Origin of the sequence: Klebsiella sp. ME-303, assembly GCF_007910085.1 — a bacterium.
Classification (GTDB): Bacteria; Pseudomonadota; Gammaproteobacteria; order Enterobacterales; family Enterobacteriaceae; genus Klebsiella; species Klebsiella michiganensis.
This window is the reverse complement of the sequence record NZ_VOJB01000057.1, coordinates 323,656-340,511: the sequence shown is the minus strand read 5'-3', so window position 1 is coordinate 340,511 and position 16,856 is coordinate 323,656. Positions and strand designations below refer to the sequence as shown.

At 53.7% G+C, this 16,856-nt stretch carries 17 protein-coding genes; 11 read left to right on the top strand and 6 right to left on the bottom strand.

The window, feature by feature from the left end; all coding sequences use genetic code 11:
* Window positions 1-3 precede the first annotated feature (3 nt).
* Complete coding sequence (gene ftnA, locus FQK12_RS04995; protein ID WP_004852185.1) at window positions 4-501, bottom strand: non-heme ferritin; 498 nt, start codon at window positions 499-501, stop codon at window positions 4-6.
* A 423-nt stretch (window positions 502-924) separates the two neighbouring features.
* Between ftnA and FQK12_RS04990 the strand changes: the two genes are divergently transcribed.
* Entirely contained in the window at window positions 925-1,563 is a 639-nt protein-coding gene (locus FQK12_RS04990) for an RpiB/LacA/LacB family sugar-phosphate isomerase (RefSeq protein ID WP_014229871.1), read from the top strand.
* 52 nt (window positions 1,564-1,615) lie between these two features.
* Here FQK12_RS04990 and FQK12_RS04985 read toward each other — a convergent pair whose 3' ends face one another.
* Window positions 1,616-3,037, bottom strand: a complete 1,422-nt coding sequence (locus FQK12_RS04985) for an MFS transporter (RefSeq protein ID WP_014229870.1) — start codon at window positions 3,035-3,037, stop codon at window positions 1,616-1,618.
* A 207-nt stretch (window positions 3,038-3,244) separates the two neighbouring features.
* Between FQK12_RS04985 and azuC the strand changes: the two genes are divergently transcribed.
* Window positions 3,245-3,328, top strand: coding sequence for a stress response protein AzuC (gene azuC / locus FQK12_RS04980; protein ID WP_014229869.1), 84 nt, complete (start codon window positions 3,245-3,247; stop codon window positions 3,326-3,328).
* A gap of 79 nt (window positions 3,329-3,407) precedes the next feature.
* Window positions 3,408-3,659: a DUF2766 family protein gene (locus FQK12_RS04975; RefSeq protein ID WP_014229868.1), complete on the top strand. Its 252-nt coding sequence runs from the start codon at window positions 3,408-3,410 to the stop codon at window positions 3,657-3,659.
* 46 nt (window positions 3,660-3,705) lie between these two features.
* Here FQK12_RS04975 and FQK12_RS04970 read toward each other — a convergent pair whose 3' ends face one another.
* The gene (locus tag FQK12_RS04970; protein ID WP_014229867.1) at window positions 3,706-5,217 is read right to left on the bottom strand and encodes an MFS transporter; all 1,512 of its coding nucleotides are present in this window, start codon (window positions 5,215-5,217) and stop codon (window positions 3,706-3,708) included.
* A 324-nt stretch (window positions 5,218-5,541) separates the two neighbouring features.
* Complete coding sequence (locus FQK12_RS04965; protein ID WP_014229866.1) at window positions 5,542-6,045, bottom strand: non-heme ferritin-like protein; 504 nt, start codon at window positions 6,043-6,045, stop codon at window positions 5,542-5,544.
* A 500-nt stretch (window positions 6,046-6,545) separates the two neighbouring features.
* On the opposite strand from FQK12_RS04965, the gene FQK12_RS04960 reads away from it, so the two are divergent.
* From FQK12_RS04960 to otsA, 6 genes are all read left to right on the top strand, one after another.
* Complete coding sequence (locus FQK12_RS04960) at window positions 6,546-7,103, top strand: DJ-1/PfpI family protein (RefSeq protein ID WP_014229865.1); 558 nt, start codon at window positions 6,546-6,548, stop codon at window positions 7,101-7,103.
* 288 nt (window positions 7,104-7,391) lie between these two features.
* Complete coding sequence (locus FQK12_RS04955) at window positions 7,392-8,372, top strand: arabinose ABC transporter substrate-binding protein (protein ID WP_014229864.1); 981 nt, start codon at window positions 7,392-7,394, stop codon at window positions 8,370-8,372.
* A gap of 61 nt (window positions 8,373-8,433) precedes the next feature.
* Window positions 8,434-9,948, top strand: a complete 1,515-nt coding sequence (gene araG / locus FQK12_RS04950; RefSeq protein WP_014229863.1) for an L-arabinose ABC transporter ATP-binding protein AraG — start codon at window positions 8,434-8,436, stop codon at window positions 9,946-9,948.
* 14 nt (window positions 9,949-9,962) lie between these two features.
* The gene (gene araH, locus FQK12_RS04945) at window positions 9,963-10,943 is read left to right on the top strand and encodes an L-arabinose ABC transporter permease AraH (RefSeq protein ID WP_004852169.1); all 981 of its coding nucleotides are present in this window, start codon (window positions 9,963-9,965) and stop codon (window positions 10,941-10,943) included.
* 158 nt (window positions 10,944-11,101) lie between these two features.
* Window positions 11,102-11,905 (top strand): trehalose-phosphatase, encoded by an 804-nt coding sequence (gene otsB / locus FQK12_RS04940; RefSeq protein WP_014229862.1) that lies wholly within the window; start codon window positions 11,102-11,104, stop codon window positions 11,903-11,905.
* Window positions 11,880-13,304 (top strand): alpha,alpha-trehalose-phosphate synthase, encoded by a 1,425-nt coding sequence (gene otsA, locus FQK12_RS04935; protein ID WP_014229861.1) that lies wholly within the window; start codon window positions 11,880-11,882, stop codon window positions 13,302-13,304. Before otsB ends, otsA begins: the two co-directional genes overlap by 26 nt.
* A 26-nt stretch (window positions 13,305-13,330) precedes the next feature.
* Here the strand turns inward: otsA and uspC are convergent, their stop codons facing one another.
* Window positions 13,331-13,759, bottom strand: coding sequence for a universal stress protein UspC (gene uspC, locus FQK12_RS04930; RefSeq protein ID WP_004852164.1), 429 nt, complete (start codon window positions 13,757-13,759; stop codon window positions 13,331-13,333).
* Between the two features lie 102 nt (window positions 13,760-13,861).
* Complete coding sequence (locus tag FQK12_RS27235; protein ID WP_157870119.1) at window positions 13,862-14,047, bottom strand: hypothetical protein; 186 nt, start codon at window positions 14,045-14,047, stop codon at window positions 13,862-13,864.
* Window positions 14,048-14,123: 76 nt separating this feature from the next.
* On the opposite strand from FQK12_RS27235, the gene FQK12_RS04920 reads away from it, so the two are divergent.
* Window positions 14,124-15,707: an MFS transporter gene (locus FQK12_RS04920; protein WP_009652039.1), complete on the top strand. Its 1,584-nt coding sequence runs from the start codon at window positions 14,124-14,126 to the stop codon at window positions 15,705-15,707.
* A 4-nt stretch (window positions 15,708-15,711) separates the two neighbouring features.
* Window positions 15,712-16,851: a glycoside hydrolase family 105 protein gene (locus FQK12_RS04915; protein ID WP_014229860.1), complete on the top strand. Its 1,140-nt coding sequence runs from the start codon at window positions 15,712-15,714 to the stop codon at window positions 16,849-16,851.
* Window positions 16,852-16,856: the final 5 nt, after the last annotated feature.

The window sequence follows — 16,856 nt, the reverse complement described above, 5'->3', positions numbered from 1 at the left end:
TTATTAATTTTGTGTATCGAGCGTTGCCAGCTCTTTATCAATAAAGTACAGGCCTTCACCGCTTTTACCGGCAAGGGTCAATTTATCAATAACGGATTTAAACAGTTTCTCTTCTTCGTGCTGCTCAGCAACGTACCACTGCAGGAAATTAAATGTCGGATAATCCTGGCTGGTCATTGCCGCATGGGCCAGTTCGTTAATTTTCTGCGTAATCAGCTGTTCATGTTCGTAGGTGACGCGAAATAGCTCATCCAGGGACGCATATTCGGCGAAAGGTGAGGCGATAGCCGTGATGCAGGGCAGGCTGCCGGTATCGGTCAGATAGTCGAACAGGCGCTGCATATGGGTCATTTCTTCCTGCGCGTGGCGACGCAGAAACGCGGCGGCGCCTTCAAAACTGTGGTAGCTGCACCAGGCGCTCATTTGTTGATAAAGCAGAGAGGAATAAAGTTCGAGATTCATCTGCGCATTCAGCTTGTCGATCATTTCAGTTTTTAGCATCAGGCTGCTCCGGGAAAATAGAATTAAGGATTATTGTGCGCTCACTATAATTTGTTATTAATTTATTTGCAAAAAGTAAATTAATAAAATCATTTATTAATAATGCAAATGGGAATAACACGCATTGGCGATTTAAAAATAATGAGAATGGTTTTAATTTAATATTCCATGCGAAAAATCGTTGCGCCTAATTTAGCGGTGAAAATAGACCCGCCCGGCGGCCGCGGCGGGATTAGCCTGACGTGGGTAAGGGTGGGGGGATGCCGTACCAGCCGGGGACGGAAGTCAAAAGTGTGAGGCGAGATGCAATTTATAAAACAACTTTTCATAAAATTTGAAAGTATGTTCGTAAGGTAGTATTGTTCATAGCAACGCTAACGAACTATCGCGGGAGTGCCCGCAGAGCATTCAGGAGAGTAAAGCATGAAAATCGCACTGATGATGGAAAACAGCCAGGCGAACAAAAACGCCATCATCCTCAATGAGTTAAACGCCGTTGCTGAAGAAAAAGGCTTCCCGGTTTACAACGTCGGTATGAGCGATGAAAACGATCATCATCTGACCTATATTCATCTGGGGATCATGGCCAGCATCCTGCTGAATTCGAAAGCGGTGGATTTTGTGGTGACCGGCTGCGGTACCGGGCAGGGCGCGCTGATGTCGCTGAATATTCACCCTGGCGTGGTATGCGGCTACTGTATCGACCCTGCGGATGCCTTCCTGTTTGCGCAGATCAACAACGGTAACGCGCTTTCTCTGCCGTTTGCGAAGGGTTTTGGCTGGGGCGCAGAGCTGAACGTACGCTTTATCTTTGAAAAAGCTTTTACCGGCCGCAACGGTGAAGGTTATCCGCCGGAGCGTAAAGAGCCTCAGGTGCGTAACGCCGGGATCCTGAACGCGGTAAAAGCGGCGGTAGTTAAGGAAAACTATCTGGATACGCTGCGCGCGATCGATCCGGAGCTGGTGAAAACCGCCGTTTCTGGCCCTCGTTTCCAGCAGTGCTTCTTTGAGAACTGCCAGGATAAAGAGATCGAAGCGTTTGTGCGCCAGATCGTCGGTTAATATCCCGTCATGATGAGATGCTAAAGGCCAGCGCTGCTGGCCTTTTCTTTGGCTACTTCTTTTTGTTCGATACGCTGCTACCCGCCTCTTTGGCCAGATGCAGGCTATCAATCATGCCGACCAGGCAAATCAGCGCGATAAAAATAAACGACAGGCGGAAGCTGATGCCCGGCAGGTGAGAAAGCGTAAACCATTCGCTGAACGTTTCCCCAAGACGAATACCTATCGCGCCGAGCGTGATGCCCAGCCCCACGGCCAGCTGTGACGCGGTGCTGAACAGAGTATTGGCGTAGCTCATTTGCGCGGAAGGCACATCGGCAAACGCGAGCGTGCTGATGCCGGTAAACTGGATAGAACGGAAGACCCCGCCGAGATAGAGAATCACAAAGATCAGCCAAACCGGCGTTTGCGGCGTTAAAAAAGCGCAGGCCAGCAGCGACAAAACGTTTAATGCGCCGTTAATCAGCAGCAGGCGGCGAAAGCCCAGCCAGCGGATCAGCGGCGTTGTGAGGGGCTTGATGGTTAAGTTGCCGACGAACACGGCCAGCACCAGCAGCCCCGAGTGGAAGGGGTCCATACCAAATCCGACCTGGAAAAGCAGCGGCAGCAGAAACGGCACGGCGCTAATGGAGGCGCGGAACAGGGAACCGCCGTACATGGTGACCCGGAAGGTGGGGATCTTGAGCGCATCAAGGCGCACCATCGGCCATCTGGTGCGGCGGAAGTGCCGCAGCGCGAAGAGCATGCAGCCCAGGCCCAACGCCAGCAGCGCCAGCGTCTGCCAGCCCAGAGGCTGGCGATCGCCGAGCAGCTCCATGGCGGCGACCAGGCTAACCATCGCCACCGAGGTGGCAACAAAGCCGGAAAGGTCGAAGGGGCGCTGCTCATCTTCGCGAATATTCGGAATGATACGCAGCGACAGGGCGATAGCGATAAGCCCGAGCGGCACGTTAATAAAGAAGATCCAGTGCCAGCTGGCGTAGCGGGTGATAAATCCGCCCAGCGGTGGGCCAATAATGGGCGCGACCAGCGCCGGCCAGGTCAGGGTGGCAATCGCCTTAATCAACTGGTGCTTCGGTGTGGTACGTAGTACCGCCAGCCGGCCAACGGGCACCATCAGCGCGCCGCCTATCCCCTGAAGAATACGCATCGCGACGAACACATCGACGTTGGTCGACAGCCCGCAAAATACCGACGCCAGGGTAAAAATCGCCAGCGCGAGAGTAAAGATTTTCCGCGCGCCAAAACGATCGGCGATCCAGCCGCTGGCCGGTATCAGAACCGCAAGGGTAATAAGATAAGCGCTAATCCCGATATTGAGGTCGACCGCCGTCACGCCAAAATCTTTCGCCATGTCGGGCAGGGCGGTGGCTATCACCGTGCCGTCGAGAAACTCCATAAAAAAGGCGCCAGCCACCAGCAGCGCAGGTGCTGAAAAAGAACGGTCGTCCCTGGAAGAGGTGTGTGTACTCATTATTGTGTCGCTGCCATAGCAAAGAGAGCGCAGATTGGTCCGGAGCGTTCGGCTCTTCACTATCCGGTCCTGCTCATTTTGTTTAAAAATTAAATTATTTTGGTAAAAAATAGGTGATTTGGCGCACGTTTAGATTGATTTTTGTGATGTAAGTCATATTATAACCATCGAGGCATTAACACCTGCATAACAAAAATGGAGTCAACCATGAAACTGCGCAAAATCCTGAAGAGCATGTTCGAAAACTACTGCAAAACCTTCAAAGACGTACCGCCTGGCGCTATGTTCTGATAAAAAAACCTGCTGCGGCAGGTTTTTTTATATCCCGGGATTTAGGGTACTATTACGCTCCTGAAAAAAGGAGTGAAAAATGTCTCAACATCTTACCGAGCACGACGAGCTGGTCTCTGACGTGGTTGCCTGCCAGTTAGTTATCAAACAGATCCTTGACGTCATCGACGTCATCGCCCCCGTCGAGGTGCGCGAAAAAATGACCACCCAGCTGAAAGCCATCGATTTTGCCAGCCACCCGGCATCGGCTGACCCGGTGACCCTGAGGGCGGTACAAAAGGCCATCGCGCTGATTGAACTGAAATTCACCCCGCAGGAAGAAGCGCACTAGCGGCGTCAGCCCCGCCATCATTGTGATAGCGGGGCGTTATCACCTGTTAGTGGGAGACGGCGGTTTGAACGGCGCCTTCCTGCGTATCTTTAAACAGCCTGCTGTTGCCCCAGCACTCTTCGTACCGGTGGCCGACTAAATCTTCAACGACAAGGCGAACGTCCGGTGCGATATCGGCGATCTTACCGCCAGCTTTAATACGCGCGACTTCCTGCAGCACTACCAGATGCGCCTTGCGATCGAGTTTCATCTGCTTACTGAACACAATGGCTGCCAGCGCCAGCAGAATCACGCCCGCACAAAACACCACCGCAATCGCGGTGACCGCGCTCTCTGGCTGCGTATGCGCTTTCGACTGAAAGCCGTAGAAGCTGAGGATCGCCCCCATGGAAAAGACGATAATCGAGCGCAAAATTTTACCGGAGAAAGTCATGGCTCCCGCATAGATCCCTTCGCGGCGACGGCCGGTATAGATTTCATCGACATCCGCCAAAAAGGTGTAAACGGTCCAGGGAATATAGTACACGCCGCCGGTGCCGAGACCGAACAGCACAGTGATGCCAAACATCAGGACGGTGGCCAGGCTTGAAGGCAGGTGGAAGAACCACAGCGAGGTGTAGAGCAGCACGGCAAAGATAACCACGCTCAGCGCCAGAATATACGGCTTACTGAAGCCTTTCTTCACGCACAGGCCAATAAACAGGGCCGTTGATACCAGCTGGAGGATGGAGTTCAGACTGTTAAGCCCGGCCACCATCGCCGGATCGTGCTGCAGCACGAATATAACAAAGTAGGTGAAGATCGAGGCAAAAAGCCACTCGGCGCCGAAGCCGCAGAGATACATACCCAGGTGTTTGCGGAATACGCGCAGGTAAAACGTTGAGCGCATATCTTTCGCCAGCATGAGCAGAGTATTGAACAGTCCCTTTTTCTCTCCCTTGCTTATCTCCTCTTCGCGGGGACGCTCCCAGCTGCAGTACCACAGGCAGGAGATGGCCACGATAAGAATGACGCCGTAGGTCAGCCCGGTGAGAAAAAACGGGGTGGCGGATTCTTTACCATAAAGCAGGATGAACTGCCCGGGGATAAATGCCGCGAGAAAGTTGGCCAGTTTGCCGAAAATCGCTTTATAACCGGTAAGCTTCGAACGCAGTGAGAAATCGTCGGTCATTTCGGTCGCCAATGTTTCATAGGGGACCATAATCGAGGTATAAATGATTTCAAAGACGACGTAGGTGCACAGGTAGTACCAAAAGCCGAGGCCTTCTACCCACAGCAGCGGGTAGAACATCATCAGCGGAATGCCAATCAACAAAAAGAAACGGCGACGACCAAAGCGTTTACCCAGCCGCGTTTTGCCAAAGTTATCGGTGAGATAGCCCATCAGCGGATTACTAATTGCGTCGATAATGCTGGCGACGGAAAAAATAAAGGAGGCTTCGATCAGCGTCAGCCCACAGAAGGTTGTATAAAAATAGAGCAGCCATGCGCCGCTGATCGCCAGTGCGCCGCTTCCCAGTAAATTCCCGCCGCCGTAGGCTAACTGATGGCGTAACAAAATCGGTCTTCCCTGCAGCCCCTGTGGGGCTGAAGCCGTATATCTTGCCATTAAAGTAAACTCCGTGTTTTAAATTTTTGAAACAGTGTTTTTATATTATCAACCCGTAGTTTTAAACGTGATCCAGATCACCAATACCCTGCTAATTCCTCCGGCGGAGCAGGAATGAGATCTGGTTAAAAGTTTTTAATGCTTTTCTGGAATAAAAACGGCGCCGAAGCGCCGAAAAAGAAGGGGGACAGGGAACCTGCGATTAAAGAGAGCGCTGGCCCGAACAGGAGAATTCTGATGATTTATCGCCGGCGAGCATCCGCCGGCATGGCGTTATACGCGCTGTTGACTGACCAGATCCAGCAGGTGGCTATCGGTTTGTTGTACGCTGGTTCCGGCATTTTTCGCATGACGGATTTCTTCAAGAATGGTCTCCAGCAGTATGCCATCCTGATCCTGCTCTTCAGCAAGCAGCGTCAGAAAACGCAGGGTTGATTCATCGCTTTGCGCCTTCGCCTCTTCCGCCAGGCTGGAAAGTATCGTGCTGCGCTGCTGATAATCTTCGACGGTTTTGCTAAAGAGATCTTCCAGGGACGAACATTCAGTGCCGTAGGTTCCTTCCGCTTTCACAACGGGCCAGGCGCCTGATTTTTTCATAAAATCAAAGACCCGCATCATCTGCGTGATACTGGCTTGCGCTCGGTTACGGAGAAAAGTGGCGGTACCGTTCAACCGTTGCTGAGTACACCATTCGCTCAAATGCAGATACAAATTTGAGGTATAGAACTCAAGATTCATCTGGTTATTCAGCTTTTGAACCATTCCTGGTACGACCATACAAATATCCTTATTCACTTTGGAGGGGGCGGGCGTCATATCTTGACGCATCTACATCAGGGTCGCCTTAGAAATTACGGTGCACAGAGAGAGTCCTGAGTAATAGTATTCAGGATTTCTGCACAGCCGTTTGAATTAAATTTCTTATCTCAACAAATATAGAATAGCGCCATATTTGAATTAAGAAAACTCTCAATGAGTGATGTTTACATTTCGTTACAACATCCGTATTTATCTTGAAAAGAGGGGCTTTTGTAAGAATAAAGTCTGATGTTTAACGATCGCATATAAGCTTATTTTGCTGATTTTAAATGTTTTTATTTCCGCGCTTCATTAATTGATAGTAGTTCTAATGATTTTGTTGAAATTGTGTTTTAAAAATAATGATTAATAATTCTATTTTGTGGTAGCCTGCGAGTGAGAAAATGATGAGGTTAATTTAAAAAGATGCTGCTTTTGTAAACACATTATTGCTAACAGGCTATCTGAAGGAGTCGGAAATGAAAAAAGTTGCGGTGCTGCTGGCACCGGGTTTTGAGGAAGGTGAAGCGATTGTGGTGATTGATATTCTTCGTCGCTTACACCTCGATGTCGAACTGCTCTCCTGCGCCGATTCGCGCGCGGTGGTGAGCTATCACGATATCCCCATGGTGGCGGACAGCACGCTAACAGAGCGCGTCGGGATACTGTACGACGCGGTGGTTCTGCCCGGCGGCCCGCAGGGAAGCGTCAATCTTGCCGCCAGCCGGGACGTCGTGGCGTTTATTTCGGCCCACGATACCGCGGGAAAGCTGATCTGTCCGATCTGTTCGGCGGCAGCGAGAGTGCTCGGTGGCAACGGGCTGCTCAAGGGGCGACGCTACGTCTGTTCGGGAGAGTTATGGCAGCACGTTACGGACGGAGAGTACGTGGACCAGGCGGTAGTGGAGGACGGTAATTTGATTAGCGGTAAAGGCCTGGGACACGTTTTTGATTTTTCGTTTACCGTAGCCGCCCGTTTATTGGGGGATGAGGCGCCCGTTCGCAATCATGCGGAGCACATTTATTGTCGCTGGTAATCTCTACAGGGATAACTCTGCTGATGATATAGAGAATATTGCTACGGCATGCGCTAATTGTCTGACAATTAGCGCTTTTTTTATGTCATTTTTCGCTGTTTATATGCACGCAATTACTGTAATTCCGCGATGTGATTGGGCTCTCGTATGGAGAAATAATTTCCGGTTAATACTATTTAAACAACGGCACTCAGCGTTGAGATTTTTCTAATGCCTTGTTTTTCGTCCGATTAAAAATTTAAGACTTATTATTCCCTACATAAAAGCGAATTAAAGCTGGAGTTTACCATGCACAAATTTACTAAAGCGCTGGCGGCAATCGGTCTTGCCGCGGTTATGTCACAATCAGCTATGGCTGAGACGCTTAAGCTGGGTTTTCTGGTGAAACAGCCTGAAGAGCCTTGGTTTCAAACCGAGTGGAAATTTGCCGATAAGGCCGGTAAAGATTTAGGTTTCGATGTCATTAAAATTGCTGTGCCCGACGGCGAGAAAACCCTGAACGCGATAGATAGCCTGGCGGCCAGCGGAGCCAAAGGCTTCGTCATTTGCACCCCGGATCCGAAGCTCGGGGCGGCCATTGTCGCCAAAGCGCGCGGCTATGATATGAAAGTGATTACCGTTGATGACCAGTTCGTCAACGCCAAAGGCAAACCGATGGACAGCGTACCGCTGGTGATGATGGCGGCCAGCGAAATCGGCGCGCGCCAGGGGCAGGAGCTCTATAAAGAGATGCAGAAACGCGGTTGGGACGTGAAGGATACCGCGGTTATGGCCATTACTTCCGACGAGCTGGATACCGCCCGCCGCCGCACTACCGGCTCAATGGACGCTCTGAAAGCCGCCGGTTTCCCGGAGCAACAAATCTATCGCGTGCCAACCAAATCTAACGACATCCCCGGCGCGTTTGACGCCGGTAACTCCATGCTGGTTCAACATCCTGATGTTAAGCACTGGCTGATCGTCGGCATGAACGACAACACCGTGCTGGGCGGCGTGCGCGCCACCGAAGGCCAGGGCTTTAAAGCGCCCGACGTTATCGGGATCGGTATCAACGGCGTCGATGCGGTGAACGAACTTTCTAAAGCGCAGGCCACCGGTTTCTATGGCTCTTTGCTGCCAAGCCCGGATATTCACGGCTATAAAACCAGCGAAATGCTTTACAACTGGGTGACAAAAGACGTTGAACCGCCGAAATTCACCGCGGTAACCGACGTGGTGCTGATTACCCGCGACAACTTTAAAGAAGAGCTGGCGAAAAAAGGGCTGTAAGGCCAGTTGACCGGGCCTCTTGCCTTGCGCGAGAGGCTCTGTACAGAAAAGCGGAGTCGTTATGCAACAGTCTACCCCTTATCTCTCATTCCACGGCATCACCATGACATTCCCGGGCGTTAAAGCGCTGTCCGATATTAGCTTTGGCTGCTATGCCGGACAGGTGCACGCCCTGATGGGAGAAAACGGCGCCGGGAAATCCACGCTGCTGAAAATTCTCAGCGGCAACTACATACCCACCGCCGGCAGCCTGCAAATCCGCGGCCAGCAGATGACGTTTACCCACACCACCGAGGCGCTGAACGCCGGGGTGGCCATTATCTATCAGGAGCTGCATCTGATCCCGGAAATGACCGTGGCGGAAAATATCTACCTCGGGCAGCTGCCGCATAAAGGCGGGATTGTGAACCGGTCGCTGCTGAATTATGAAGCCGGCCTGCAGCTGAAGCATCTGGGGCTGGATATCGATCCGGAAACGCCGCTCAAGTATCTCTCTATCGGCCAGTGGCAGATGGTGGAGATCGCCAAGGCGCTGGCGCGTAACGCAAAAATTATCGCCTTTGATGAGCCGACCAGCTCCCTGTCTGCGCGGGAAATCGAAAACCTGTTTCGGGTTATCCGCGAGCTGCGCCAGGAAGGACGGGTCATTATTTACGTTTCCCACCGCATGGAAGAGATCTTCGCGTTAAGCGACGCGATTACGGTGTTCAAAGATGGTCGCTACGTGCGTACCTTCGACAATATGCAAGAGGTTAACCACGACGCGCTGGTACAGGCGATGGTGGGGCGCGAGCTGGGCGATATCTACGGCTGGCAGCCGCGTGAATATGGCAAAGAGCGTTTGCGTCTTGAACAGGTGAAGGCGCCAGGCGTGCGGCAGCCCGTCAGCCTTTCGGTGCGCAGCGGAGAAATCGTCGGCCTGTTTGGGCTGGTTGGCGCCGGGCGCAGCGAGCTCATGAAAGGCTTATTCGGCGGCAGCAGAATAACCGGCGGCCAGGTTTATATCGACGGGGAGGCCATTGATATTCGCAAGCCGGCTCAGGCGATTCAGGCCGGGATGATGCTCTGCCCGGAAGACCGCAAAGCGGAGGGGATTATTCCGGTCCACTCGGTGCGCGACAACATCAATATCAGCGCTCGTCGCAAGCATATTCTCGCCGGCTGCGTTATCAACAATGCCTGGGAAGCGCAGAACGCCGACCAGCATATCAAATCGCTGAATATCAAAACGCCCGGCGCCGAGCAGCTGATTATGAACCTCTCCGGCGGCAATCAGCAGAAGGCGATCCTCGGCCGCTGGCTGTCGGAAGAGATGAAAGTCATCCTGCTTGACGAGCCAACGCGCGGTATTGACGTGGGCGCTAAACATGAAATCTACAACGTTATCTACGCATTAGCGGCATCGGGCGTCGCGGTGGTCTTTGCCTCCAGCGATTTACCGGAAGTTCTCGGCGTCGCCGATCGCATTGTTGTGATGCGCGAGGGGGAGATCGCCGGAGAGCTGCTGCATGAACATGCGAATGAACAGCAGGCATTGAGCCTTGCCATGCCAAAAGTGAGCCAGGCGGTCGCCTGAGTAAGGAGTCTATGATGTCATCAGTTACCACTTCAGGTACTACCCGGTCGGCTTTTAGCTTCTCCCGCATTTGGGATCAGTTCGGCATGCTGGTTGTTTTCGCGGTGCTGTTTATTGGCTGCGTGATTTTTGTGCCTAATTTTGCCTCGTTTATTAATATGAAAGGCCTGGGGCTGGCTATTTCTATGTCCGGAATGGTGGCCTGCGGAATGCTGTTTTGCCTGGCATCGGGGGATTTCGATCTGTCGGTCGCCTCGGTTATCGCCTGTGCCGGTGTGACCACGGCGGTGGTGATTAACCTGACGGAGAGCATGTGGGTGGGGATCGGCGCCGGTCTGCTGCTCGGCGCGCTGAGTGGCCTGGTCAATGGTTTTGTGATTGCCCGCCTGAAGATTAACGCCCTGATCACCACCCTGGCCACCATGCAGATCGTCCGCGGTCTGGCCTATATCATCTCTGACGGTAAAGCGGTTGGGATTGAAGACGAGCGTTTCTTTACCCTCGGCTACGCCAACTGGTTTGGCCTGCCAGCGCCTATCTGGCTGACCATTGCCTGCCTGATTGTCTTCGGCCTGTTGTTGAATAAAACCACCTTTGGCCGCAATACCCTGGCGATTGGCGGTAACGAAGAAGCGGCGCGTCTGGCGGGCGTGCCGGTAGTGCGGACCAAGATCATCATTTTCGTCCTTTCCGGCCTGGTTTCCGCAGCGGCAGGCATTATCCTGGCTTCACGAATGACCAGCGGACAGCCGATGACCTCAATTGGCTATGAGCTGATTGTCATCTCGGCCTGCGTGCTGGGGGGCGTATCGTTGAAAGGCGGGATCGGTAAGATCTCCTACGTGGTGGCCGGGATCCTGATCCTGGGAACGGTAGAGAATGCGATGAACCTGCTCAATATCTCGCCATTCTCGCAGTATGTCGTACGCGGCGTGATTTTACTGGCGGCGGTGATCTTTGACCGCTACAAACAGAAAGCGAAACGAGCCGTTTGATTCGTCCAACTTTTCAGTTTAATCCTAATCCATTGCCAGCGCTCGTTGCGCTGGCAATGACTATCAAAAATGGCGAGGCTGGTCACACTGTCTATACTTACATGGCTACAATTATTTAACACCCAGCATGTTGCTGGCCATGATAAGGAGGAAACAGGGTGGCTGACCAGATTTATGTACCGCCTGCGTTAACCGGAAACTGCGCTTTTTTCTTTGACCTCGACGGTACCCTTGCCGGTATCAAACCCCATCCCGATCAGGTGGTCATTCCTGCCGATGTTTTGCAGTCGCTGCGCCAGCTCGTGCAGCAGCACAACGGCGCGGTGGCATTGATTTCAGGGCGCTCAATGGTTGAGCTGGATGAGCTTACCCGTCCTTACCGGCTGCCGCTTGCCGGTGTCCACGGGGCTGAACGCCGTGATATCAATGGTAAAACGCATATTGTCTCTTTACCGGATTCTCTCCAGAAGGCGCTCTCTGCGGAACTGACCGCGGCGCTGGATGACTTGCCGGGATGCGAACTGGAAAGTAAGGGGATGGCCTTTGCTCTGCACTACCGACAGGCGCCGGAGCATCAGCACGCAGTGCTGGCGCTGGCGCAGGCCGTCGTGCAGCGCCATCCCATTCTGGCATTACAGCCGGGTAAGTGCGTGGTGGAGATCAAACCGCGCGGAGTGAATAAAGGTGAAGCGATAGCCGCTTTTATGCAGGAAGCTCCATTCAGCGGGCGCAGGCCGGTGTTTGTCGGTGATGACTTAACCGATGAAGCGGGTTTTAGCGTCGTCAATCAACTGAGTGGTGTATCGGTCAAAGTGGGCGGCGGTGAGACCCAGGCGCACTGGCGCCTGCCGGATGTCGCCGCTGTTCATCTTTGGATTAGTAACATCGCGAATCATGGGCAACAACCAGATGCGCTAACCGACAGGAGAGATGGCTATGAGTCGCTTAGTCGTAGTATCTAATCGTATTGCCCCGCCGGATGACAAAAAGGCCAGCGCCGGTGGCCTTGCCGTGGGGATTATGGGGGCATTAAAAGCAGCCGGAGGACTGTGGTTCGGCTGGAGTGGGGAAATCGGTGACGACCAGCAGCCGTTAAAAAAAGTGAAGCAGGGGAATATCACCTGGGCTTCCTTTAACCTTAGCGAGCAGGATCACGACGAATATTACAACCGCTTTTCCAATGCCGTTTTATGGCCCGCCTTCCACTATCGTCTCGATCTGGTTGATTTTCAGCGTGAAGCCTGGGAAGGCTATCAGCGCGTCAACGCAACGCTGGCGGATAAACTGCTGCCGCTGATCGAACCTGACGATATCGTCTGGATCCACGATTACCACCTGCTGCCGCTGGCCAGCGAACTACGCCAGCGCGGGGTCAATAATCGCATCGGCTTCTTTTTACATATTCCGTTCCCGACGCCGGAAGTCTTTAACGCGCTCCCGCCGCACGCGGAGCTGCTTGAACAGCTGTGCGATTACGATTTACTGGGTTTCCAGACCGAGAGCGATCGCCTGGCGTTTCTCGATTGCGTATCGATGCAGACTCGCCTGACGACGCGCGACGGCAAAAAGCATGTGGCCTGGGGGAAACCTTTCCACACCGAAGTCTATCCGATCGGTATCGATCCGGAAGAGATTGCGCGGAGCGCAAAAGGGCCGCTGCCGCCGAAGCTGGCGCAGCTGAAGAGCGAACTGAAAAGCGTGCAGAATATCTTTTCCGTTGAGCGGCTGGACTATTCCAAGGGGCTGCCGGAGCGTTTTCTGGCCTACGAGGCGCTGCTGGAGAACTATCCGCAGCATCACGGCAAGATTCGCTATACCCAGATTGCGCCGACGTCGCGCGGCGATGTTCAGGCCTACCAGGATATTCGTCATCAGCTTGAAACCGCGGCCGGCCGCATTAATGGCCGATATGGCCAGCTGGGCTGGACGCCGCTTTATTACCTGAACCAGCACTTTGAACGCAAGCTGCTGATGAAAATCTTCCGCTACTCGGACGTCGGTCTGGTTACGCCGCTGCGCGATGGGATGAATCTGGTAGCGAAAGAGTATGTGGCCGCGCAGGACCCGCAAAATCCGGGCGTGCTGGTGCTGTCGCAGTTTGCCGGCGCGGCGAACGAGCTGCCGACGGCCTTAATCGTCAATCCTTACGATCGCGACGAGGTCGCGGCTGCGCTGGACCAGGCGTTAACCATGCCGCTGGCCGAGCGTATTGCCCGCCATTCGGCCATGCTGGCGGTGATTAAAGATAACGATATTCATCGCTGGCAGGAGCGGTTTATTGCCGATCTAAAGGAGATTGAGCCAGGAAGTGAGGAGAGCCACTTAGCGCGCAAGGTCGCGACCTTCCCCAAGCTCGCCTGAGACGATCGCGGTTAGCGCTTTCGGCGCTAACCTTTTTCCAGACACACCAGCAGCACGTCAACGCCGCTGCTGCCCACGATATCTTTCGCCGAACAGGTGGCGCGAGAGAACAGGCTCTGGTTGTGGTTGCCGCAAATCACCAGGTCAACGCGATGCCGCTGGCAAAAATCCTTCACATGGTGGGCAATCCCGCCGCTGGCGATAGTCATTTTCTCTATCGGGTAGTCGGCGTGGCGGGCGAGCTCGGCCAGAAAGCCGCGCGTCTCCTCCTGCATCACTTCGCGTAAATTTTCCATCATTGGCGCCGCAAACTGGTTATACAGCTCCGGGTCCGTTGCCAGGGTAATCAGGCTGACCTTCGCATTGACCGGACGGGCGATGGAGACGGCTTTCTGAATGAGGACCCGGCTTTCCGGGGTTGGCGCCACGGCGACCAGCAGATGTGAGTAGGGCATCAAGCCTCCTTGAGATACGCGAAACAACCCTTTTCTATTGTCTTTACTCCCATTCCTTAGCTTTCGCAAGGTTTATCCGCAGCGAAATAACGCGCCCAGATTTCACTCCGCCCTGCGCCATTTTTGTGGTCGCTTCGCAACTTTTGGTCCGATCTTTTGTATTAAAAGAAACGCTGTTTTATAAATCAGTGAGGCGCGTTCATCGACTCTTTGTGTTTTTGCCATTGAACGCTTTTGGCTGGCAAAAATGAAAAGGTAACGCCGTTCCCATGTTCTTAATGTAGCCATGTATCAACCCCCTTTTGGCTGAATGGGCCAAAACGCGGTTCGGAGTTCTCTAAAAAAAGACACAGGATTTACGGCGATGAAAACACGTAAAATCGGTTTGGTTAACTACCTTGCCTATGGATCGGGCGATTTCCTTGGTGCGGGAACGACCGCACTCACAGCAGCATGGCTGCTCTACTTCTACACCACCTTTTGCGGCCTTTCCCCTATCGAGGCGACGCTTATTTTTGCCACCGCCAGGGTTCTGGATGCGGTAATCAGTCCGCTGATGGGCTTTCTGACGGATAACTTTGGCTCAACCTGGCTGGGGAAACGTTTTGGCAGGCGTAAGTTCTTCATCCTGCTCGGCATCCCCTGCGTGTTTAGCTACTCCATCATGTGGGTAGGGGATATGGGGTTCTGGTACTACCTGCTGACCTATCTTCTTTTTGATATTGTCTACACCATGATTCTGGTGCCGTATGAAACGCTGGTACCGGAAATGACCGATGATTTTAAACAGAAAACCAAATTCTCCGGCGCGCGTATTTCTATGGCGCAGATGTCGGCGATTCTGGCTTCCTTCCTGCCGGGCGTTCTGCTGACTATCTTTGGTAAGGACAACGCCGTTTCTTTCTTCTATGCCAGCCTGGTGTTCTCGGTGCTGTGCGCCATGATGCTGACCTTCGTCTGGTTCTTTACCTGGGAACGCCCGCGTGAAGAGTGGACGGAGGCCGCGCTGCGCGCCGAAGAGGAGAAACAGAACCTGAGCCTGTCGCAGAGTCTTAACCGCCTGTTCATTGAGTTAAGTTCGACCCTGCGCATTAAAATTTTCCGTCAGCATCTGGGTATGTATCTGGGGGGCTATATCGCCCAGGACGTCTTCAATGCGGTCTTTACCTACTATGTGGTGTTTGTCCTGATGCAGGAAGCCTCAATGGCTTCTAACCTGCTCGGAACCATGGCGATCTTCCAGTTTATTGCGGTTATCGCCATGATCCCGCTGTGTATTCGCTTCGGGCCGGCGCCATCGTACCGCATGGTGGTGGTGCTGTTCGGCCTGAGTTCGCTCTCTTACGCGGTGCTGTACTACGCTGGCCTCAGCGATGTCTATTCGCTGCTGCTGCTGATATCCGCGGTGGCGGGCCTGGGCCGCGGCGGCATCAACTACGTTCCGTGGAACACCTACACCTATATTGCCGACGTGGACGAAGTGATCACCGGCCAGCGCCGCGAAGGCATCTTTGCCGGGATCATGACCCTGACGCGTAAAGCTTCCCAGGCCGGAGCGGTGATGCTGGTGGGGATCATCATGCAGATGTCGGGCTTTGTCTCCGGACAGAAAACGCAGCCCTATGAAGTGAGCCATACCATTCTGCTGATCCTCAGCGTGGGCACCTTACTGGTGCTGGCCTGCGGTTTCCTCGTTTCCCTGCGCTTTAAGCTCAATCTGCAAACCCACAGCGTCCTGCGCGCGGAAACGCTGAAAATGCGTGAATCCGGCCGCGCTCAGCCAGAACTGGCCAGCGCCGGGGATCGTGAGGTGGTGGAGATGCTGGCCGGGATGCCGTACGACGCCCTGTGGGGAAACAACAATATTGGTTATCTGAATCGGAATAAACCCGCCGCGCCAGCGCTGAAGCCGCGTTCAGCCATGAATTCGACATATAACAGAGGTTAAGGATATGAAAGTTTGGCCTGTCAAACATAGCCCACTACTGCGCCAGCCGGAGCGTTTTATCGCCCGCAATGAACTGCAGGCGCTGATTCAGAAGGTGACGCACAATCTGGTCAACATTAAGGACGAAAGCGGGCAATTTTTACTGCGGCTGGACGACGGACGCGTTATCGACACCAAAGGGTGGAACGGCTGGGAGTGGACTCACGGCGTCGGCCTGTACGGTATTTATCAGTATTACCAGCAGACCGGCGATACGGCGATGCGCGACATTATTGATGGCTGGTTTGCCGACCGCTTTGCCGAAGGCGCGACCACCAAAAACGTTAACACCATGGCGCCGTTTCTCACCCTGGCTTACCGCTACGAAGAGACGGGCAACCCCGCGTATCTGCCCTGGCTCGATAGCTGGGCGGAGTGGGCGATGAACGAAATGCCGCGCACTGAGTCTGGCGGCATGCAGCACATCACCCTGGCGGAAGAGAATCATCAGCAGATGTGGGACGACACGCTGATGATGACGGTTCTGCCGCTGGCGAAAATCGGCAAGCTGCTTAATCGTCCGCAATACGTAGAGGAAGCGGTATATCAGTTTCTGCTGCACGTGCAGAATCTGATGGACCGTGAGACCGGCCTGTGGTTTCACGGCTGGAGCTATGAGGGGCGGCATAATTTCGCCCACGCTCGCTGGGCCCGCGGCAATAGCTGGCTGACTATCGTTATTCCGGATTTCCTGGAGCTGGTGGATTTACCCGAGAACAGCGCGGTACGGCGTTATCTGGTGCAGGTGCTGAATGCGCAGATTGCGGCGCTGGCACGCTGTCAGGACGATAGCGGCCTGTGGCATACGCTGCTTGACGATCCTGACTCCTATCTGGAAGCGTCGGCGACCGCCGGTTTTGCTTATGGGATCCTCAAAGCGGTGCGCAAGCGCTACGTGAGCCAGGCGTATGCGGAGGTTGCGGAAAAAGCGATTCGCGGCATCGTGCAGAATATTTCAGCGCAAGGGGAGCTGCTGCAAACGTCGTTCGGTACCGGCATGGGTTCGAATCTGGATTTTTATCGCGACATTCCGCTGACGTCGATGCCGTATGGCCAGGCGATGGCGATCCTGTGCCTGACGGAGTATCTGCGGAAGTATTTCTGAGAAGG